The following is a 20643-nucleotide window of genomic DNA, read 5'->3' as shown; positions in this document are numbered from 1 at the left end:
TTATTCAAAACACAAGGTATTTATCTTACATATTCGGCATAAATGGCATGGACTTCAACAGGCCGACTGCGTATAATGCCGTGTTAAGTTCAAGCGAGCAGACATAGGGAGGGTTGGTTAAAAAAATAGCCTTCCTTTTTTTTCGTCTTCTCGCTTTTTTACAGCCTAAATTTCAGGAGCTTTGGTTTGAGCACTCCCGCCATTTTAGCCCTCGCAGATGGAACGATCTTTAAAGGTACGTCTATCGGTGCATCGGGTAGTACGACTGGTGAAGTCGTTTTTAATACAGCAATGACTGGCTATCAAGAAATTTTGACTGACCCAAGTTATGCACAGCAACTTGTGACTTTGACTTACCCGCACATTGGTAATACAGGTTGTAATGATGAAGACGCTGAGTCAGGTCGAATTCATAAGGTATGGGCAAACGGTTTAATTATCCGTGACCTTCCTTTATTGCATAGCAATTTCCGTGCGAATCAATCTTTGAGTGAATATCTTCAACAACACAATGTTGTTGCGATTGCTGATATTGATACACGTAAATTGACACGAATTTTACGTGCGAAAGGCGCGCAGAATGGTTGCATCCTTGCGGGTGACAACATTACAGAACAAGAGGCTTTAGAAAAAGCACGTGCATTTGGCGGCCTGAACGGTTTGGACCTGGCGAAAGAATGCTGTGACCCGACCGGTTTTGAATGGACGGAAGGTTCTTGGACATTGGGTCAAGGCTTCTCTCAACCTGAACTTAAATTCCATGTTGTTGCATATGATTACGGTGTCAAAACCAACATCTTACGTATGCTGACTGATCGCGGATGCAAACTAACTGTAGTTCCAGCTCAAACGCCTGCAGAAAAAGTTCTCGCATTAAATCCGGACGGTGTGTTCCTGTCGAACGGCCCTGGCGATCCAGCTGCATGTGATTACGCAATTGAAGCTGTAAAAACCATTGTTGAAACAACCGAGATTCCTGTATTTGGTATCTGCCTAGGTCACCAAATCCTTGCGCTTGCTTCTGGTGCTAAAACGGTGAAAATGCCTCACGGTCACCACGGTGCAAACCATCCTGTACAAAATCTTGAAGATGGTACAGTGATGATTACTTCTCAGAACCACGGCTTTGCAGTGGAAATTGATACCTTGCCTGCAAACCTGAAAGCGACGCACGTTTCATTGTTCGATCAAACCCTTCAGGGTATGCATCGCACGGACAAACCAGCGTTCAGCTTCCAAGGTCACCCTGAAGCGAGTCCTGGTCCACATGACTGTGCACCATTATTCGATCATTTCATCGAACTTATCGAAGCGTCTAAGAAGTAATTAAGGAAGCGATCATGGCTAAACGTACAGACATTAAAAGCATCTTAATTATTGGTGCGGGTCCGATTGTGATCGGTCAGGCATGTGAGTTTGACTACTCAGGTGCGCAAGCATGTAAAGCCCTTCGTGAAGAAGGTTACCGCGTTATTTTGGTGAACTCTAACCCAGCGACCATTATGACCGACCCGGCAATGGCTGATGCAACGTATATCGAACCGATTACTTGGCAGACTGTTGCACAAATCATCGAGAAAGAGCGTCCAGATGCTGTCCTTCCTACTATGGGTGGTCAGACAGCGTTGAACTGTGCGCTTGCACTTGATGAACATGGCATTTTAGAAAAATTCAATGTTGAATTGATCGGTGCGAGTAAAGATGCCATTGAAATGGCAGAAGACCGTAAATTGTTTGATGACGCAATGCGTCGTATTGGTCTTGAATGCCCACGTGCTGCTGTTGCAAGCACTATGGAAGAAGCATTTGAGATTCAGGCGAAACTCGGCTTCCCTTCTATTATTCGTCCATCATTCACCATGGGTGGTTCAGGCGGTGGTATTGCTTACAACCGTGACGAATTCATTGAAATCTGTGAACGTGGTTTCGACCTCTCGCCTACTCACCAACTTTTAATCGATGAATCATTGATTGGCTGGAAAGAGTACGAGATGGAAGTTGTTCGTGACAAAAACGACAACTGTATCATCGTATGTGCGATCGAAAACTTCGATCCTATGGGTGTTCACACCGGTGACTCAATCACTGTTGCCCCTGCGCAAACATTGACAGACAAAGAATACCAGTTGATGCGTAATGCTTCGATTGCTGTTCTACGTGAAATTGGTGTGGAAACTGGCGGTTCGAACGTTCAATTCGGTATTAACCCGAAAGACGGCCGTATGGTTGTGATCGAGATGAACCCGCGTGTATCACGTTCATCTGCACTTGCATCTAAAGCAACCGGTTTCCCGATTGCACGTATTGCAGCGAAACTGGCTGTCGGTTACACCCTTGATGAATTGAAAAATGACATCACTGGCGGTACCACACCTGCATCATTCGAACCTGCAATCGACTACGTGGTAACGAAGATTCCTCGTTTTAACTTCGAGAAATTCCCGCAAGCTGAAGCAATTCTAACCACACAGATGAAATCTGTGGGTGAAGTGATGGCCATTGGTCGTAACTTCCAGGAATCTATGCAAAAAGCGCTTCGTGGTCTTGAAGTCGGTGCTTCTGGTTTTGATGAGAAAATCGAAATTGGTGCTGATGGCGCGAAAGATAAAATCCTTCAAGAGCTTAAAGTTCCGGGTCCTGAGCGTATTTGGTACATCGCTGATGCATTCCGTCACGGCTTTAGCCTTGATGAAGTGTTCGCAGCAACCAACATCGACAAATGGTTCCTGATCCAAATCGAAGACATCATTAAATCTGAAGAACAGATCAAAACGCTTGGCTTCGGTGATTTGAACGCCGACAACATCCGTTCGTTCAAACGCAAAGGTTTATCTGACCTTCGCATTGCGCACTTGATGGGTATTTCACAAAAACAATTCCGTAAACACCGTTGGAACCTGGGCGTAACTCCAGTGTACAAACGTGTCGATACTTGTGCTGCAGAATTCGAATCTGATACTGCTTACATGTACTCAACTTACGATGAAGAATGTGAAGCAAATCCGTCAACTCGTGACAAGATCATGGTCATCGGTGGCGGTCCTAACCGTATCGGTCAAGGCATCGAGTTCGATTACTGCTGTGTACACGCGGCGCTTGCAATGCGTGAAGACGGTTACGAAACTATCATGGTGAACTGTAACCCTGAAACCGTTTCTACCGACTACGACACTTCAGACCGTTTGTACTTCGAACCAATTACACTTGAAGATGTTTTAGAAATCGTGCGTATCGAGAAGCCTAAAGGCATTATCGTACAGTACGGTGGTCAGACTCCGCTTAAATTGGCTCGTGCTTTAGAAGAAGCCGGTGCGCCAATTATCGGTACATCACCAGATGCGATTGACCGTGCAGAAGATCGTGAACGTTTCCAGCAAATGATTCAACGTCTGCAACTTCGTCAACCAAGCAACAGCATTGTTAAATCTGCTGAAGAAGGTATGGCTGAAGCGTCTAAAGTGGGCTACCCGCTTGTGGTGCGTCCTTCATACGTGCTTGGTGGTCGTGCAATGGAAATCGTCTATAACGACGACGAATTGAAACGCTATTTACGTGATGCAGTTCAAGCTTCTAACGAAGCGCCTGTATTGCTTGACCACTTCCTTGATGATGCAACTGAAGTCGATGTTGACTGTGTATCTGACGGTAAAGATGTGGTGATTGGCGGTATCATGCAGCATATTGAACAAGCCGGCATTCACTCTGGTGACTCAGCATGTTCTATTCCTCCTTATTCTCTATCTCCAGAGATTCAGGACGAAATGCGTCGTCAAACTGTTGCGATGGCGAAAGAGCTTGGCGTAATTGGTTTGATGAACGTACAGTTTGCGGTTAAAGGCAACGACGTTTACATTCTGGAAGTGAATCCACGTGCATCACGTACTGTGCCTTTCGTTTCTAAATGTATTGGTGAGTCTTTGGCGAAAGTGGCTGCACGTTGTATGGCAGGTCAGTCTTTAGTCTCTCAAGGATTTACCAAAGAGATTATCCCGACTCACTTCGCTGTTAAAGAAGCTGTGTTCCCATTTGCGAAATTCCCGGGTGTTGACCCAATTCTTGGACCTGAGATGAAATCTACAGGCGAAGTGATGGGTGTGGGTACAACTTTTGGTGAAGCATTCTATAAAGCTGTGTTAGGCTCGAATGATCGCTTGCCAGGTAAACCAACCGAAGGTGAAGTGAAACACGCATTCTTGTCTGTACGTGAGTCAGATAAACCGCATGTTGCACGCATTGCACAACAACTTGTTGATTACGGTTTCAAACTTGTAGCAACAAGTGGTACGCATAAAGTGATTACTGAAGCCGGTATTGAATGTGAACGTGTGAATAAGGTAACCGAAGGTCGCCCTCATATCGTAGATCGCTTGAAAAATGGCGAGATTCACCTCATTATCAATACATCTGAAGGTAAACAAGCTCAGCAGGATTCGTTCTCAATCCGTCGCTCTGCGCTTCAAGGTAAAGTGTATTACACCACAACCTTGAATGGTGCTGATGCTGTATGCCAAGCTTTAGCAATTAAATTGCCGATGGATGTATACCGCTTGCAAGATTTAACAGTAGGTTAATAAATTACCGATAAGTCCCGTCACCTTATTGGTGGCGGGATTTTTTCATTTATAAACCATTTATTTTTATACTCAATTAGAGGGACAACAATGCAACGTTATCCTATGACTCCCGAAGGCAAAGAAGCCTTAGAGAAAGAATTACATCAATTAAAAAGTATTGATCGTCCACGTATTATTGCGGCTATTGCTGAAGCGCGTGAACATGGGGATTTGAAAGAAAACGCGGAATACCATGCTGCTCGCGAGCAACAGGGTTTCTGTGAGGGCCGTATTCAAGACATCGAAGGTAAACTCGGTGCAATGCAAGTGATTGATGTTAAAGCACTTGAACAAAACGGTCGTGTGGTTTTCGGCGTAACAGTAACGATTGAAAACCTGGATACTGAAGAGAAAAAAACTTACAAAATTGTAGGCGATGATGAAGCAGACTTTAAGATCAACAAGATCTCTGTGAACTCTCCTATTGCTCGTGGTCTTTTGGGCAAAAGCGAAGGCGATGAAGTGAAAATCGTAACGCCTCAAGGTGAAGTGGAATACGAAATTGTGAAAGTTGCCTATCTTTAATTTTAAAGATTGAATACTTTTAAAGCCCCTCTATTGAGGGGTTTTTTATATTCAGCTCTCTGACATAAACCGCTTAGCTTTTCACTTCTTTTAAAAATCCCGATGCAAATAAATTAAATGCATGTAAGGCCTCAGGAAGTACCTGCTCAGGATATTCGCTAGAGGCGACCCATAGTGCAGCATTCATGGCAGCACCATTTAAAAATACGGCAGCAGCTTCAGGATCGACGGCCTTGATCCGAGCTGCTGCCAGTAATTGTTCCACACACTCAAGGGTAAACTGCAAGCATTTATTCTGACTTGGCCAGTGTGCAGGATCACCCAGCACCGCAGGACCGTCGCGCAGCACAATACGCTGAAATTCAGGATTTAAGGCATTTTGAATATAGGTCCGCCCTTCCAGCATCAAGCCTTCCCAAAGATCATCAGGCTGCTCCAGATGTTGCTGGGCAGACGAAGCCATCTCTAAATCGATTTGATCGACCACCGCAGCAAATAAGCCCTTTTTATCGCCAAAATGATGATACAGCGCTCCACGGGTCAGCCCTGCTTCTGCCGTGAGTTTATCCATTGAAGTGTCCGCATAGCCATATTCCCCAAATGCACGGCGTGCCACTTCAATCAGTTTTTTACGGGTCTCGGCCATTTTTAATTCACGAACAGACATTTCTATTACCACTTCATCATTGCAAAAATTTTAATTGACATACGACCCGTATGTCAATTATGTTTACATACGGAGCGTATGTTAAACTACGATCCGCTTTTAAAATAAATTTTTTCATACTCGCTTTTTAATGAGAATAGCCATGACTAAAACTGCAATATTTCCCCAAGACCGCCATTCCCTGTATGAAGAGCATGGTTATTCTGCTGCGATCAAATCGCAAGATTTACTTTTTGTCTCTGGTCAAGTCGGTAGCCGTGAAGATGGCTCACCTGAACCTGATTTTGAGAAACAGGTAGAACAGGCTTTTAAAAACTTAGCTGCAACTTTGGCAGCGGCTGGCTGTACTTTCGATGATATTATCGATGTCACCACCTTTCATACCAATCCTGAAAAGCAGTTTGAAAGTATTATGAAAGTTAAGCAACAAGTGTTTAATCAAAAGCCTTATCCAAACTGGACAGCTGTGGGCGTGACCTGGCTGGCAGGTTTTGATTTTGAAATTAAAGTGATTGCCCGTATTCCTACAGCATCGGCCCTAACCTAATCATTGGCTTTATTTGCAGTCGCTTGAGTATCTTTTAGATATTGTTCAGCAAGTTTAGACGTCGATTAGGTATAATTTCTCATTCCTTATTTTTTGTATCTCCCTTATGGCTGAAAAGTTAATTAATTCTCCTGTCAATCATTGGTGTGAGTTCGAGTTCATCTCTAAAACGGTGAAAAACCCGAACATTCATATCAAAGGGAATTATTCTTACTATTCAGCATACTGGGATCAAGGTTTTGAACGTTGTGTAGTGCGTTACTTACATGACAAACCTGCAACCGTAGAGAAACTGATTGATCAGCTTTTTATCGGCAATTTTGTCTGTTTTGGCGCAGAATGCGTGATTATGATGGGTGGTAATCAATTGCACCGTACTGACTGGATTTCAGCTTTTCCGTTCGATACACGCAGTTTTGTGCCTGCTGGTAACACTGTCATTGGTGACGGTTGCTGGATTGGCTCGCGTGCCATGATCATGCAAGGTGTTACCTTAGGTGAAGGCGCAGTTGTGGCAACAGGTGCTGTGGTCACTAAAGATGTGCCACCTTATGCCGTGGTTGGTGGTGTGCCTGCGAAAATTATTAAATACCGTTTCCCTGAGGAAGATATAGAAAAGCTGCTTTCACTTAAGCTCTATGACCTAGACGAAAAGCAGTTTTTAAAAATGCGTGATCAGTTGCAGATGGATGATGTGGAAAAACTTAGTACTTATCTCATGCAAAATGAAATAAAAAGATAGATGAGGTAAAAAATTAATAATGATATTTTCTTCTAAATATTTACAATAATTATAAAATTTGCACATTCTTAATTTATGATTAATTAATCATAAATCTACAGTTAATCTCAGTTCTTTAACAAACTCGCGACTATTAAGATACCTCATAGCAGCATAATCATTCTCAAGACATTTTAGGCTTAAGGTTAAAATCTCAATAATAGGTTGTCGTCCAATACGTAAAATTTCATCAAACATTTCATGCTCGTGATCCATGAAATTTTTCGGTAAATGATCTGTCATATCTGCCCAATCGATGCCATTTTTATAGTCATCAAAATCACGAACACAATCTAATAACGCATCAAAAGAAAATGCTTTAATTTTAAAATCATCTTGAGTATCCAATAAAAAAGAAAAGAAAAAAGTATAAATTGGACAAAAGTTACTAGGCTCCATTAAAGGGCATGGAGAAAATTCTATTTGAAAACTTTGATACCTATTTTCAAATACCCATTCTTTATAATTCCCCATATTCTCTGTATAAGCAGAACAAAATAACGACTCGATACTGAGTTCAAATGCTTTATAGCCTGTAATTTGCTGTAATGGGCATTTTGAAGGTTTCAACTTAAGCAATAAATTATTAAGCTCACCAATAATATCTACTTCATCAAATTCAGTTTGATAAATATTCCTGGTGTGATCACCCGTTAGATTCCAATAAGTACAACATTTATCTAAAAAGTCATCTATAGAGTCAAAAGTTTCATCCGAATCAAAATTAGATTTATGCATCACAATTATTCTTTCTAAATATCGAGTAAATATAGCAATTATTGATACAAATTTATCTATTTATAACTTATCTTACGTCACAACCTGACGCTAAAATTTATTAAATCCTATATAGCTCCTAACACGCATCCAAAGTAAGTTCAGCACTTCCCCTACAAACCTTCAACATAAATGTGTGAGCTGAATACCTAAACACTTTCTCTCCCAAAGATCTCCCTCCCAAGCTTCTTTAATATTTTCAAAATCATCACGCTGCCAATTCAATTGCTTTATTTCAGTCATTTCTAATTCATTATTAATAAGTTACTACACTTATCATATGATAATTTTCAAAGGCAGTTTGCATCTATTTTTACATATAATTTCAAATTAAAAATCTGCTTACAATTTCATCAAACTTTAGTTTTAAACCCTCTAAATTTCTATCCAATCCATGTTAGATTGAATTATAAAAATCATTTATCGGTGCTAATTATCCCTATGAATTTACTAGGTTTTATTTTCCAAAAAATACAGCTAGTATCGGAGTGTAAACAGTTTTACACGCTATAAATCATGGTCTTAAAAGTATCCGTTAGAGTAATGATTATAAGGAGAAATGCACATGTCTTATCATAATATTTTAGTCCCTGTTGACGGTTCAGAAACTGCATATGCAGCTGTTGCAAAAGCGGCTGAGTTTGCTAAAGCATTTGGCAGCAAAGTTACAGTGGTTCAGGTGCTATCACTCGACCCCTATATCGCAGCGGAGTATATCTCTGCCAATCAAACTAATGATTTAATTGAACGTGCGCGTACAGCAATCACTGAATCGCTGGATGCTGCAAAAGCAAAATTTAATGAACAAGGTATTGAGGTAGAAACCAAACTGCTTGAAGGACAAGTCATCCATCGTGAAATTGTCAAAGCAGCACAAGAAAATCATGCAGACCTGATTATCATTGGTTCACATGGTCGTACAGGTTTGAAAAAACTTTTCCTCGGCAGTGTTGCACAAAGCGTACTGGGTGAATCACATATTCCTGTACTGATTGTCCGGGAATAATAATTAGCTTGACCTTTCCCATCTTTTTATAAAGGTGGGAAATCGCTCACTTCAGCGCATTTATTGCTGTTATCCATCATTCATCCATTGATATTGTTTTAAATTAATCTGATCCCCAATCACCATCACGCCTTCTTCCAATAATTTTAAGCGTTGAATATTATCCCCATGATCATCCAGTTTACTTAGGCTAATTTTCCCTTGTGAATTAATCACTCTATGCCAAGGAATTTTTGCATCATCTTCCAGATGCTTTAAAACATAACCGACTAGACGCGCATGTTTGGGTAAACCTGCTAGCTTGGCGATTTGTCCGTATGAAGCCACTTTTCCATAAGGAATTAAGGCAACCACCTGCAAGATTTGACGGGCCAATTCATCACTAGAGTGACTGAAATGTTGTGGCATAGAGTGTCCTTAAATCATTTAATGAATATTATCAAACATAAAAAAAGCCCTTTGAAGGCTTCTTTTATCAAGGCTTTAGGATTAGAAATTATCTGGACTTTCTAAGCGTTTCACTACTTTTACCTTTTCCGGATTATGCATAACCGCAACACCATCTTCGGCTTTTTCATCAATTAAATCATCTGGGTTATACACCGTAATGGTTTCATTACCATTGGCATCTTCCCCGACAATATACTGAAAACCTTTCTTGTTCATTTTATGGCACAGCCGTTGATACCAACCTTTAAAGCCCGTTGTTTCTTCATTCGGGTTGTAATAAAACGCATTCATTACCGCAGGCAAACCCAGCCCACAAACCAGACCTGATAATAATACGGCAATAAAGGTATAACCAATTAAGATACTGCTATATTCACTTAGTTCAGGAATGTTCGCAACCGCCAAGATCAAGGCCAGCGAGATCCCTCCGCGCACCCCGCCCCACGATAAAATAGCCAAACTACCGTTATAGCTTTTGTGGCGAAAATTTGGAAAAAATGCAAAAGAAAGGTAGTTGGCTGCAAAGCGTGAAGCATGCAAAATAATAAAGGCAACAATACCGCCTAAAATCAAGCTGATGCTTAAATCTAAAATAAACAGTTCCAGACCAATGAGGGTAAACAGGAATGAATTGATAATACCTTCAACGGTATGCCAAAAATGGTTCACTTCCCGAATTTCACGTTCCTGTAAAATTTCTTTCCACTTATTGCCCACAACCAGGCCGCCAATGACACAGGCAATTGGTGCAGAAGCATGCGCAAATAAGGCAACCAGATATGACCCACAGGCCAGTAATGCAGTGGTTAAGATTAAAGATTCCATCTCATGTTTGCCACGAAGTAATCTTAAAATACCCAGACCAAAGCCCCAACCAATAATAATGGCCACCACAATTTCATAGAGCAAGGTTTCTAAAGTACCGATAATGGTAAAATGCTCACCCTGTAATACATTTAATAAAGTCATGAATACGGCAATACACATGGCATCATTAAATAGTGATTCCCCTTCGAGTTTTACAATCAGATGATGCGGTGCACGTACCGAACTTAAAACAGCTTTTATCCCAATCGGATCTGTTGCACCAAGCGCAGCCCCCAATAACAATAGAACCAGGATATCGACATGCTTGCCTATCAGAAATTGATATCCGTATAAAACCACCCCGAAAAAGACTGCACAAAGTACCAGCGCAATACTTGCCAAGATACTAATCGGTTTCCAGTGCTTTCTTAAATCCGAAACTTTAAATTTTAAAGCGGAAGATGTCAGGATAAAACAAATCACCCCATTAATTAAAAAGTCATAAAAATCAATATGACGAACAGCTTCTTCAATATTGTGAATATTAATTGTTATAAACTGATTACCACTGAGTAAACTCGCACCCCATTGTAAAATAAACACAAAGATGGCTGAAACAATCGGCACACCAATGGCTTGCGGGAAACCCAAGATACGCTTATTAAAAATTGTCGTGGCAATAGAAAGGGCGAAAATGACAGTAAAGATCTGAAGAAAAAAGAAATTTCCCATTAAGGTTCCAATTTTTGCGATTCATTGGAATAAAGCGAACTCATCCAACTATTTCCAAGTAAAATATTTCATGAGATAACATTTATTAACTGAATCAGTTTAACGATTTTTTATAAGGCAAACAAAATAGTTAAGTTTTTTTACATATTTTTAGCAATGATTTAACATAGACAAACATCTGAGCATTTAGTGTAGCAACACTTTCTTTAATCTCCACGTTAAGTTGAATTTATTCATGCATCAAACAGTGAAAACCATATTTCGACTTTTTTTTGCAGTTGTGATTTTTCTCATTACCTTGGCTTTATTTTTCAGTGCCTATTCTAAAAGCAAAGAAATTTTACAGGCAGATCAACAGCTTCAGCAAGCCAAACACATCTCGCTCAAATCGACAGCTCAAGAACAATTGGTTTTAGTTTCCAATAATAAACGACCGGATCAAGCCATTTTTATTTTAATTGCCCAAAATGGTTATGTTGTTAAATTACCCTGCGAGCATTATCAGCAAGATATTTGTACAGATGAATATAACCAGTTGCATACCCGACAAATCCAGCAGCTTGATCTGTTAAAAGTGGGTCAGCAGCATTATATTGAAAATGTTCATTATCAAGATAGCCGTACTCAAAAGCCGCAACAATGGTCTTATTCTCCGCAACAAATTCAGCAATTTTATCAGGCGGATATTGCCAGCTTAAAATACATTGTTTTTAGTATTGTTCTGTTTGCACTGGCAGCACTTTATGTTTCCGTCCGGATTATCCGCAACTTTAAACAGTTTTTAACGCACTAAACCATCCAATAAAAAAGAGGATTTCAAATCCTCTTTTTTATGCACTTTAATTTATTCACTTTAAATGGATTGGTTGAAAGTATCGCAATCGTTGATATTCCCCGATTTCAAACCGGTTTGGAACCATTTCATGCGCTGCTCACTACTACCATGGGTAAAGCTGTCTGGAACCACCTGTCCTGTCGAACGCTTCTGCAAATAGTCATCCCCAATTTTGTGCGCTGCATCCATCGCTTCTTCAATATCGCCTTGTTCCAGGAATTGGGTACGTTGCTGATTATGGTTGGCCCAAATTCCGGCAAAACAGTCCGCCTGTAATTCCTGACGTACAGAAAGCTGATTGCCTTGTACTTGACTGGATTGTGCACGTGCTTTTTGCACTTGATCTGAAATACCTAACAACGTTTGAAGATGATGTCCCACTTCGTGCGCAACCACATAGGCTTGAGCAAAATCGCCTGCCTGATCTTGACGTGACAGTTCCGTGCTGTTCTGCTCACCCGAAATACCCATTTGCTGGCGCATATCTTTAAAGAAAGCAGTGTCGATATAGACTTTTTGATCTGCCGGACAATAAAAAGGTCCCATCGCAGATTGCGCCGTACCACAGCCTGAATTTACTACACCACTGAACATCACCAGTTTAGGTGCGACATATTCGCCATTCAGTTGCTGCTGAAATACTTGAGACCAGGTATCTTCCGTATCCGCCAAAACTGTCCCGACAAAATCCATCGCTTCTTGCTGTTCTGGGGTGGGATTGTCCAAACCTCGGGTTTCAGCCGACTGTGATTGTGATGTCACCTGTTTGGTTGCCTGATAGGCTTGTTGAGGATCCACCCCAAAAAACTTCCAGGCTACAAATGCAACCACTAAGCCTAAAATACTAATACCACCTGCTTTGGCTCCACCTCCACCACGGCGGTCTTCCACATTTGAACTTACACGACGTCCTTTCCAGCGCATAGTGATATTCCTTTTAGTTTGCTTTCGCTTAATTTAGCGAGCTTTTGTGATTATGCCTGTTTTGATTTCGGCCAGAACTTTTGAATGGTCGCAACCACCAATAGAACCAGTAAGCCGGCAACAAAACCAATGACAAAATTGATTAAAGTTGGAGTCAGTGCACCAATAATATTCCCAATGTTTGGAATGTGTTGCGCCTGATCGACTGAATTTTCAGTTAAATGATGAAACCACGGAATGGTATGGGTAATAATCCCGCCACCCACCAGAAACATTGCAATGGTTCCGACAATGGTCAGCGTTTTCATCAGTTTGGGTGCAAAAGCCAGCAAACCGCGTCCAATGCTTTGCTTGAAGTTTGATGCCTGCTCGGTTAAATACAATCCCAGATCATCAATTTTGACAATCATGGCAACAAAACCATAAACCCCTACAGTCATCACGATTGCAATGATGGAGAGCACCAGCACTTTGCTGCCAAAAGTAGCCGTCGCCACTGTACCCAGCGAAATCACCACAATTTCAGCAGACAAAATAAAGTCGGTACGAATTGCACCTTTGATTTTATCTTTCTCAAACTTTGCTAAATCGGTTTCAATGGCAGTAAATTCTGCTTCAGCAGCTTCTTTGGTTTTGGCTTTTTTATGATGCAAACTGTGCAGCACTTTTTCCACGCCTTCATAACATAGAAACAAACCGCCTATCATCAACAGAGGATTGATCAGCCAAGGGGCAACCACACTAATTAATAAGGCTAGAGGAACAAGAATGAGTTTATTAACAAAAGAACCTTTGGCAACGCTCCAAACCACAGGCAGTTCACGTTCAGAACGCACACCGCTGACTTGTTGGGCATTCAGGGCTAAATCATCTCCCAATACCCCTGCGGTTTTTTTGGCTGCCATTTTACTCATGACAGCAACGTCATCCAATACCGTGGCAATATCATCTAATAATATTAATAAGCTACTCGCCATTCTTATTTTTCCTTAAAGTTTCTATCTTGCATTTTAAAGATAAATATTTAAAAAAACTGTATCAACTTCATTAAATTATTCTTATTTTTTCTATGTTGTGTTTTCATTGTGCCTGACATTGAAAAACATTATGCCGTACAATAAGGCCATTCATCAGCATATACGTGTAGTGCTAACTACTTTGGAATAGAGAGATAATGAGTAATCAAGACAATCGTCCTGTTATTTTGACTGGCGACCGCCCAACCGGACAACTTCATTTAGGTCATTTTGTTGGTTCTTTACGTTCACGTGTAGGACTACAAGATTCTCACCATCAACATCTCCTCCTTGCCGATGCTCAAGCCTTAACTGATAACGCAGACAACTTTGAAAAAGTACGTCGCAATATTATTGAAGTGGCAACTGACTATTTAGCCGTGGGTATTGATCCAACCAAAACAACCATCTGTGTTCAATCATGCTTGCCTGCATTGAATGAACTGACCATGTTGTATTTAAACTTTGTGACTGTGTCACGCTTAGAGCGCAACCCAACCATCAAATCTGAAATTCAGATGCGTGGTTTTGAACGTGATATTCCAGCAGGTTTCCTTTGCTACCCTGTAGCACAAGCAGCCGACATCACCGCTTTTAAAGCAACGGTTGTGCCTGTGGGTGAAGACCAGATTCCAATGATTGAACAGACCAACGAAATCGTACGTCGTTTGAATCGTCAAATTGGTCATGACTTGCTTCCAGAATGCAAAGCACTGCTTTCCAATGTCGGCCGTTTACCGGGTTTTGATGGTAAAGCCAAAATGTCGAAGTCTTTGGGCAATACCATTGTGCTCGATGCTTCTGATAAAGACATCAAAAAAGCAGTCAATGCGATGTATACCGACCCGAACCATCTTCGTGTTGAAGATCCAGGTCAGGTTGAAGGTAATGTGGTATTTACTTATTTAGATGCCTTCGATACCAACAAAGAAGAACTTGAAGAATTAAAAGCGCATTACCGTCGTGGTGGTTTGGGCGATGGTACAGTGAAAAAACGTCTTGAAGGCGTGTTAAAAGAATTGATTACGCCTATTCGTGAACGTCGTATGGAACTTCAAAAAGATCCTGATTACATCATGGATATTTTAAAAGCCGGTACCGATAAATGTCGCGATATTACCCAGCAAACCCTTGATGAAGTTAAATCAGGTTTAGGCGTTTTCCATTTTTAAAAGCTCATCATCTGAAAAAATGCCTTTCCTATAGTGAAGGGCTTTTTTTTGCTGAACTAATGAGCAGTAAATCACACTAACCAATGGTTATTAACCTGAATTTACACAACTTTACTGAAATCATCATGAAATGACTCACCATTCATTTTATTATACTTTCAGTGCTTAGGGCTCTTAGAGTTCTAACATTCTCCTTAACCGAAACTGTGCAAACAGATTCGTTGTTCTACGCAGTGATCACCCCAATCATTGCGTATTTTTTTGCCTGAATTTTAAGCAACACTCATTTTCAAGTAAACACTAAGTTTCAAGCAATAAAAAACCCGCACTTGGCGGGTTTTTTAGGTTCACAACTTATGCATGTTTATGACGCATATGCGGGAATAAAATTACATCACGAATACTGGCTGCATCAGCAAATAACATCACCAAACGGTCAATACCAATACCTTGACCGGCTGTTGGAGGAAGACCATATTCAAGTGCTTCAATGAAGTCTGCATCGTAGTGCATTGCTTCATCATCACCTGCATCTTTCTCGGCAACCTGTGCTTGGAAACGTTCAGCCTGGTCAATCGGGTCATTTAATTCCGAGAAACCATTGGCTAATTCGCGGCCACCAATAAAGAACTCAAAACGGTCGGTAATGTGCGGATTGGTGTCATTACGGCGTGCAAGCGGTGAAGTTTCCGCTGGATATTCAGTAATGAATGTTGGCTGACGAAGTTTTGTTTCAACGGTTTCTTCAAATACGATGGTTTGAAGTTTACCCAGACCAAAACCAGGTTTAACTTTCTCTTTCAATTCTTCCTGAACAAATTTCGCCAGGAATTCACGGTCAGCTACATTTTCTGGCGTGAACTGAGGGTTATGTTCAAGAATCGCATCAAACATCGAGATTTTTTTGAATGGACCTTTGAAGCTGAATACTTCACCTTGATAAGGCACATCGGTCGTACCCAAAATGTCGATCGCTAATTTTTCAAGCATATTTTCAGTCAAAGCCATCAAGTCTTTGTAATCTGCATAAGCTTGGTAGAATTCGATCATGGTGAATTCTGGGTTATGACGTGTTGACACACCTTCATTACGGAAGTTACGGTTAATTTCAAACACGCGTTCAAAACCACCTACAACCAGACGTTTTAAGTAAAGTTCAGGTGCAATACGTAAAAACAATGGCATATCTAATGCATTGTGATGTGTTTCAAATGGACGCGCAGAAGCACCCCCTGGAATCACATGCATCATTGGCGTTTCAACTTCCATGAAACGTTCATTGGCCAAATACGCACGCATACCCGCAACCACTTTGGCACGAATTTCAAAAGTTTTACGTGTGTCTTCGTTCACCATCAAATCAAGATAACGTTTACGATACTTCATTTCGGTATCGTTTAAACCATGGAATTTATCTGGAAGTGGACGAAGTGATTTGGTCAAAAGCTCGAAATGTTCGATATGAACATACAGATCACCTTTACCTGAACGGCCAATATAACCTTCAACGGCAATAATATCGCCTAGGTCTAAACCTTTAATGCTCGCCAGTACGTCTGGATCTAATTCTTTACGTGCAACATACAGTTGGATACGGCCAGTCATGTCTTGAATCACGATGAATGAACCACGGTTCAACATCACACGACCTGCAACCTTCACATAAACCTTTTCACCCGCTTCAATTTCTTCTTTAGATTTATCAGCGAATTGTTCTTGTAAGTCTTGAGCGTAATGTTCACGCTTGAATGTGTTCGGCCAAGGGCTGGTTCCCTTTTCCTTAGCATGTTCTTCAATATGCTTTAACTTGGCATGACGCTGTGCAATTAAATCGTTTTCGGAAATGTGTTGTTCAGAAGTCGATTGAGCGTTATGTTGCGTCATCTCTGCCTCGAATATGTGTAAAAAACGGAAGTTGCATAGCATAGCAGATTTAGTATAAATTTCGTATGACTTATTGCCAAACAAAAGCATTGATTTGCTCAACACAACCTTGTTTCACTCACATTTAGGCTTCGGCCAATTGTTTGACGGTCTCAAAACCTCTTTGTAAACCATTATTCATCAATTCCACATGATCTTTAGAGGTTTCCAGTTCGACACTCAGCATGGTTGAGCCATTTACATCTTCAAGCACATATTTTTCTAAAACCCCGCTCCATTGTTTAACTTCTTCGCTGTCTAAATCTTCAATGCCATCTTCCAGCATGCCCAAGTGCTTAAAGGTCACCACTTTAAATTCTTCCAGCTCAGTAATGGTCGAAACCATGCCATCCCCATTAGCATCGAGAAAAACAGTTCGTCCATTCACTTGCCAGTCAGAATGCATGGATGAACCCGGAGCAAAATATTGGGTCCATTCGGTATAAGTGTCCGGGTCCCACAAAATCTGCCACACCTTTTCTGGAGAGGCGTGAATCAAAATTTCATAATTCAAAATTTCCATCAGCTCACCTCGGCTTATATTTATCCTAATAAATACCAAGTTATCCAAATTTATTTTTGCGTGATAGGCAGGTTTTGTTATCTATGCTCAGAGCAATTTTATTATCCTTTTATCTATTTAATTTTAATTAATAATTTATTTTGTAAGTGGGTTTATACCTTATTATGCTGTCCATTTATTAGACCAAAAGCTAACTTCTTTATTCTACAGAGTCCCCTACAATAATTTAAGCAAAATGGTTGAAAAGGAAACGATTCAACTTTTCTATCTTTGTACATAAAAACAGCGTGAACTATAAAACAATGAATACATGCACTTCGAAAATCTTGTTTTTACATGGACTCGATTCCTCGCGTGAATCGACAAAATTCCATGCCATTGATGCCAATCAGAAATATTGCATCGATATAGATTACCGCAACCTGAATTTTCAGACAGTCGCCGATTTTTATCGCGATATTATTGCCAAAATCAAACCTGAAATTCTGGTCGGACACAGCTTGGGCGCGTATTGGGCCTTGAAAATGTCAGCCTTATTTAAAATTCCGACTGTCATTGCCAACCCGAGTCTTCATCCGGATTTTCGTGAAGATTACCCACCCATTAATGAAGATGATCTTGAACATGACATTGCACAGATTGCCTATTTAGAATTAGGCGATGAAATACTAGATATGTATGCCGTTCAGGAACAGCTCGAACCCTATATGATTGTTCAGGCTTTAGAGGGTGGTCATCACCGTTTAGCCAGTCCAGAAAACATAAATGATCTGATTCAACACATGCAAACGCATTTTCTAAAAAAATAAAAAAGCCCTGGTTGTGACCAAGGCTTTTTTATGACATAAAACTGATTAAGCGACTGCTTGTTCTGGCTGAGATTTATCATCTAACACCGACCAGACATCTAAACCTAAATCGCCATGTAAATCAGGTAAATCTAGGAAAATGCTCGCGCCCAGGATTTCATGGTTGCATTTATCTACCAGCTGTTTCACCGCTTTTAAAGTACCGCCTGTTGCTAAAACATCATCCACAATAATAATTTTTTGTGCTTCGATATTCGCTGACATTTCCAGACGATCCCGGCCGTATTCCAGGCTATAACCTACGCCAACAACCGGTGGCGGTAATTTACCTGCTTTACGTACCAGCAATAAACCTTTGCCCAAACGTTGAGCCAACAAACTCGCCAATACAAAACCACGCGCTTCAACCGCGACAAAACTGTCTACCTGTTCCAGTTTATCAGCAGGAATACTGGCAATGAGAGCATCGGTTAAGGGCTCAATTTTACTCATAAACAAAGGAGTTAAATCGAAGAAGCAAATACCTGGTTTAGGGAAATCTTGGACAGTACGAATGTGAGACCACAAAGTTGTAGACAAATTGCTCATGGGGAGAAAGACAATGAAAAGAGAATATGTGAATTTTAACGCTTTATCAGGTTCATGACCAGTAAATGATCATAGTTACAACACTTCAAAACACAGCAATATATTATAAGTATTTGATTTAATTGTGTTAATTTTTTAAATAAATATTAAATATGGATTTATCTGATCGTAAATTAACAAACTTTGTTTATTTTCTCTCCCCGACCTTAGTCTAAACCTCTGTTTTCGACAGTATAAAGTCATTTTTTCAGCTTCTCAAAGCAGCACAATTGATGAACATTTTGGCATTCAGATTGAATTTAAATTGTTAGACAAAAACCATATTTAGCTGTTTTTATGACAAGTTTTGTCCTGCTAGGCAATTCTGGTTTCAAATTCAGCGATTAAACTCCGATATTTGCTTTACATTAATGCTAGAACTGCGTAAAAATTTGACTGAATATGTCCCTTGAAAGTCATATCATTAGAGTCATGCTGTATATAAGATTTTACTGACTTCACATTTTTAACAAGTCAGTGTTTTGGAGAGTCAAATGAAAAAGTATCAATGCATCGTTTGTGGATGGATTTATGACGAAGCTGAAGGGTGGCCACAAGATGGTATTGTCGCAGGTACAAAATGGGAAGACATCCCAGATGACTGGACCTGTCCGGACTGTGGTGTATCAAAAGTTGATTTTGAAATGGTTGAAATCTAATAATTGATACCAAAGACCATAATAAATGGTCTTTTTTTACGTCTTATCAAAAACAGTTTGGAGAAAAATATGCATCCTATCGTCATCATTGGTTCGGGTATGGCGGGATATACCGCAGCGCGTGAGTTTCGTAAGCTAAATCCCGAGCATAAACTGGTCATGATTTGTGCAGATGATGCGGTAAACTATGCTAAACCCACGCTGTCTAATGCTTTAGCCGGAAAAAAAGCACCTGAGCAAATTGCATTAGGTGATGCCAGCAAAATGAGTGATCAACTGAAGATGCGTATTGAAGCGCAGACTTGGGTTAAAGAGATTCAAGCTGAACAGCATCAACTGGTTTTAGAGAAAAATGGACAACAAAGCACTCAACCCTATTCAAAGCTGGTTCTAGCGGTAGGTGCAAATCCGGTTCGCTTAGCGATTGCGGGCGATGGCAGTGATGACATTCACGTGGTCAACAATCTGGATCACTACAAAGCCTTCCGTAAAAATCTCGCTCAACATCAAGATAAACGTGTGGTGATTTTAGGTGCAGGCCTGATCGGCTGTGAATTTGCCAATGACTTGCAAAACACAGAACATCAAGTGACAGTGATTGATTTGGCTCTGCAACCTTTAGGGCGTCTGATTCCTGATTATGTTGCGGCATCTTTCCAGGAAAAACTTGAAGCTATTGGTATTCACTTCGTACTCGGCACCACTGTTGAAAAAGTAAATAAAGTTGAAAATGGCGATTATCAAATTACTTTAGCCAATGGTCAGTCTGTTGTCGCAGATGTTGTACTTTCAGCAATCGGCTTACAGCCGAATTTAGAATTGGCAAAAGCTGCCAATATTCACTGTAGTCGCGGTATTTTGACCAATGGTCACTTAGAAACCAATCAGGCAGATATTTACGCGATTGGCGACTGTGCAGAAGTCAACGGTTTGCTGTTGCCTTATGTGATGCCAATCATGCAACAGGCGCGTGCTTTAGCGAAAACTTTAAATGGTGAACAAACGCATGTTCATTATCCAGCGATGCCTGTGGCTGTTAAAACTCCCGCTGCCCCACTCACAGTACTTCCGGCACCCGTGGGTGTAGATGTCACTTGGGAGACTGAAGAACTTGAAGATGGCATGATTGCCAAAGCCGTAGATAGTCAAAACACCTTGCGTGGTTTTGTTCTATTGGGCGCAACTGCAGCAAAACAGCGTTTAAGTCTAACTAAACTGGTACCGGACTTGATTCCTGCAACAGTTTAAGG

20 protein-coding genes are annotated in these 20643 nt (G+C 40.7%); 11 read left to right on the top strand and 9 right to left on the bottom strand.

Translation table 11 applies throughout. The annotated features are described in order from the left end of the window. Positions 1 to 186 precede the first annotated feature (186 nt). The 3 genes from carA to greA all read left to right on the top strand — a co-directional run bounded on the left by carA (position 187) and on the right by greA (position 5138). On the top strand, positions 187 to 1326 hold the full coding sequence (gene carA, locus ACU0NF_RS04465) for a glutamine-hydrolyzing carbamoyl-phosphate synthase small subunit (protein ID WP_445660267.1): 1140 nt from the start codon (positions 187 to 189) through the stop codon (positions 1324 to 1326). Positions 1327 to 1340: 14 nt separating this feature from the next. Further along, entirely contained in the window at positions 1341 to 4571 is a 3231-nt protein-coding gene (carB, locus tag ACU0NF_RS04460) for a carbamoyl-phosphate synthase large subunit (RefSeq protein WP_445660266.1), read from the top strand. Positions 4572 to 4661: 90 nt separating this feature from the next. Continuing rightward, positions 4662 to 5138, top strand: coding sequence for a transcription elongation factor GreA (gene greA / locus ACU0NF_RS04455; protein ID WP_370984100.1), 477 nt, complete (start codon positions 4662 to 4664; stop codon positions 5136 to 5138). Between the two features lie 73 nt (positions 5139 to 5211). On the opposite strand, the gene ACU0NF_RS04450 is transcribed toward greA, so the two are convergent. Continuing rightward, positions 5212 to 5805, bottom strand: a complete 594-nt coding sequence (locus ACU0NF_RS04450; RefSeq protein ID WP_445660265.1) for a TetR/AcrR family transcriptional regulator — start codon at positions 5803 to 5805, stop codon at positions 5212 to 5214. Between the two features lie 142 nt (positions 5806 to 5947). Between ACU0NF_RS04450 and ACU0NF_RS04445 the strand changes: the two genes are divergently transcribed. Both ACU0NF_RS04445 and ACU0NF_RS04440 read left to right on the top strand, forming a co-directional pair. After that, positions 5948 to 6352, top strand: a complete 405-nt coding sequence (locus ACU0NF_RS04445; RefSeq protein ID WP_445660264.1) for a RidA family protein — start codon at positions 5948 to 5950, stop codon at positions 6350 to 6352. Positions 6353 to 6458: 106 nt separating this feature from the next. Continuing rightward, positions 6459 to 7094: a CatB-related O-acetyltransferase gene (locus ACU0NF_RS04440; protein ID WP_445660263.1), complete on the top strand. Its 636-nt coding sequence runs from the start codon at positions 6459 to 6461 to the stop codon at positions 7092 to 7094. An 87-nt stretch (positions 7095 to 7181) separates the two neighbouring features. Here the strand turns inward: ACU0NF_RS04440 and ACU0NF_RS04435 are convergent, their stop codons facing one another. Beyond that, positions 7182 to 7871 carry a hypothetical protein gene (locus tag ACU0NF_RS04435; RefSeq protein ID WP_445660262.1) on the bottom strand — a complete coding sequence of 230 codons (690 nt, stop codon included), beginning with the start codon at positions 7869 to 7871 and terminating at the stop codon, positions 7182 to 7184. Positions 7872 to 8475: 604 nt separating this feature from the next. Here ACU0NF_RS04435 and ACU0NF_RS04430 point away from each other — a divergent pair. Continuing rightward, positions 8476 to 8916 carry a universal stress protein gene (locus ACU0NF_RS04430; protein ID WP_445660261.1) on the top strand — a complete coding sequence of 147 codons (441 nt, stop codon included), beginning with the start codon at positions 8476 to 8478 and terminating at the stop codon, positions 8914 to 8916. Between the two features lie 69 nt (positions 8917 to 8985). On the opposite strand, the gene ACU0NF_RS04425 is transcribed toward ACU0NF_RS04430, so the two are convergent. Beyond that, positions 8986 to 9324: an MGMT family protein gene (locus tag ACU0NF_RS04425; RefSeq protein WP_445660260.1), complete on the bottom strand. Its 339-nt coding sequence runs from the start codon at positions 9322 to 9324 to the stop codon at positions 8986 to 8988. A gap of 81 nt (positions 9325 to 9405) precedes the next feature. Further along, a complete protein-coding gene (locus tag ACU0NF_RS04420) occupies positions 9406 to 10905 on the bottom strand; it encodes a cation:proton antiporter (RefSeq protein ID WP_445660259.1) in 1500 nt (499 codons plus the stop codon). Between the two features lie 235 nt (positions 10906 to 11140). Between ACU0NF_RS04420 and ACU0NF_RS04415 the strand changes: the two genes are divergently transcribed. After that, positions 11141 to 11698: a hypothetical protein gene (locus tag ACU0NF_RS04415; protein ID WP_445660258.1), complete on the top strand. Its 558-nt coding sequence runs from the start codon at positions 11141 to 11143 to the stop codon at positions 11696 to 11698. 60 nt (positions 11699 to 11758) lie between these two features. Here ACU0NF_RS04415 and ypfJ read toward each other — a convergent pair whose 3' ends face one another. Both ypfJ and ACU0NF_RS04405 read right to left on the bottom strand, forming a co-directional pair. After that, positions 11759 to 12664 carry a KPN_02809 family neutral zinc metallopeptidase gene (gene ypfJ, locus ACU0NF_RS04410; protein WP_131386115.1) on the bottom strand — a complete coding sequence of 302 codons (906 nt, stop codon included), beginning with the start codon at positions 12662 to 12664 and terminating at the stop codon, positions 11759 to 11761. 50 nt (positions 12665 to 12714) lie between these two features. Then, the gene (locus ACU0NF_RS04405; protein ID WP_445660257.1) at positions 12715 to 13641 is read right to left on the bottom strand and encodes a DUF808 domain-containing protein; all 927 of its coding nucleotides are present in this window, start codon (positions 13639 to 13641) and stop codon (positions 12715 to 12717) included. A 197-nt stretch (positions 13642 to 13838) separates the two neighbouring features. Here ACU0NF_RS04405 and trpS point away from each other — a divergent pair, with 197 nt between their 5' ends. Then, positions 13839 to 14852, top strand: coding sequence for a tryptophan--tRNA ligase (gene trpS / locus ACU0NF_RS04400; RefSeq protein WP_131268490.1), 1014 nt, complete (start codon positions 13839 to 13841; stop codon positions 14850 to 14852). Between the two features lie 354 nt (positions 14853 to 15206). On the opposite strand, the gene lysS is transcribed toward trpS, so the two are convergent. Together lysS and ACU0NF_RS04390 are read right to left on the bottom strand one after the other, a co-directional pair. Next, complete coding sequence (lysS, locus tag ACU0NF_RS04395) at positions 15207 to 16736, bottom strand: lysine--tRNA ligase (RefSeq protein ID WP_445660256.1); 1530 nt, start codon at positions 16734 to 16736, stop codon at positions 15207 to 15209. Positions 16737 to 16860: 124 nt separating this feature from the next. Next, positions 16861 to 17298 carry an SRPBCC family protein gene (locus tag ACU0NF_RS04390; protein ID WP_445660255.1) on the bottom strand — a complete coding sequence of 146 codons (438 nt, stop codon included), beginning with the start codon at positions 17296 to 17298 and terminating at the stop codon, positions 16861 to 16863. Between the two features lie 302 nt (positions 17299 to 17600). Between ACU0NF_RS04390 and ACU0NF_RS04385 the strand changes: the two genes are divergently transcribed. After that, entirely contained in the window at positions 17601 to 18107 is a 507-nt protein-coding gene (locus tag ACU0NF_RS04385) for a YqiA/YcfP family alpha/beta fold hydrolase (RefSeq protein WP_131386123.1), read from the top strand. A 45-nt stretch (positions 18108 to 18152) separates the two neighbouring features. On the opposite strand, the gene ACU0NF_RS04380 is transcribed toward ACU0NF_RS04385, so the two are convergent. Further along, positions 18153 to 18695, bottom strand: a complete 543-nt coding sequence (locus tag ACU0NF_RS04380) for an adenine phosphoribosyltransferase (RefSeq protein ID WP_131268498.1) — start codon at positions 18693 to 18695, stop codon at positions 18153 to 18155. 533 nt (positions 18696 to 19228) lie between these two features. Here ACU0NF_RS04380 and rubA point away from each other — a divergent pair. Both rubA and ACU0NF_RS04370 read left to right on the top strand, forming a co-directional pair. Further along, positions 19229 to 19393, top strand: a complete 165-nt coding sequence (gene rubA / locus ACU0NF_RS04375; RefSeq protein ID WP_005179369.1) for a rubredoxin RubA — start codon at positions 19229 to 19231, stop codon at positions 19391 to 19393. Positions 19394 to 19462: 69 nt separating this feature from the next. Continuing rightward, positions 19463 to 20641, top strand: coding sequence for an NAD(P)/FAD-dependent oxidoreductase (locus ACU0NF_RS04370; RefSeq protein WP_445660254.1), 1179 nt, complete (start codon positions 19463 to 19465; stop codon positions 20639 to 20641). Positions 20642 to 20643 lie beyond the last annotated feature (2 nt).

This window comes from Acinetobacter sp. F16, from assembly GCF_052712855.1.
This window is presented reverse-complemented; position numbering and strand designations above follow the sequence as displayed.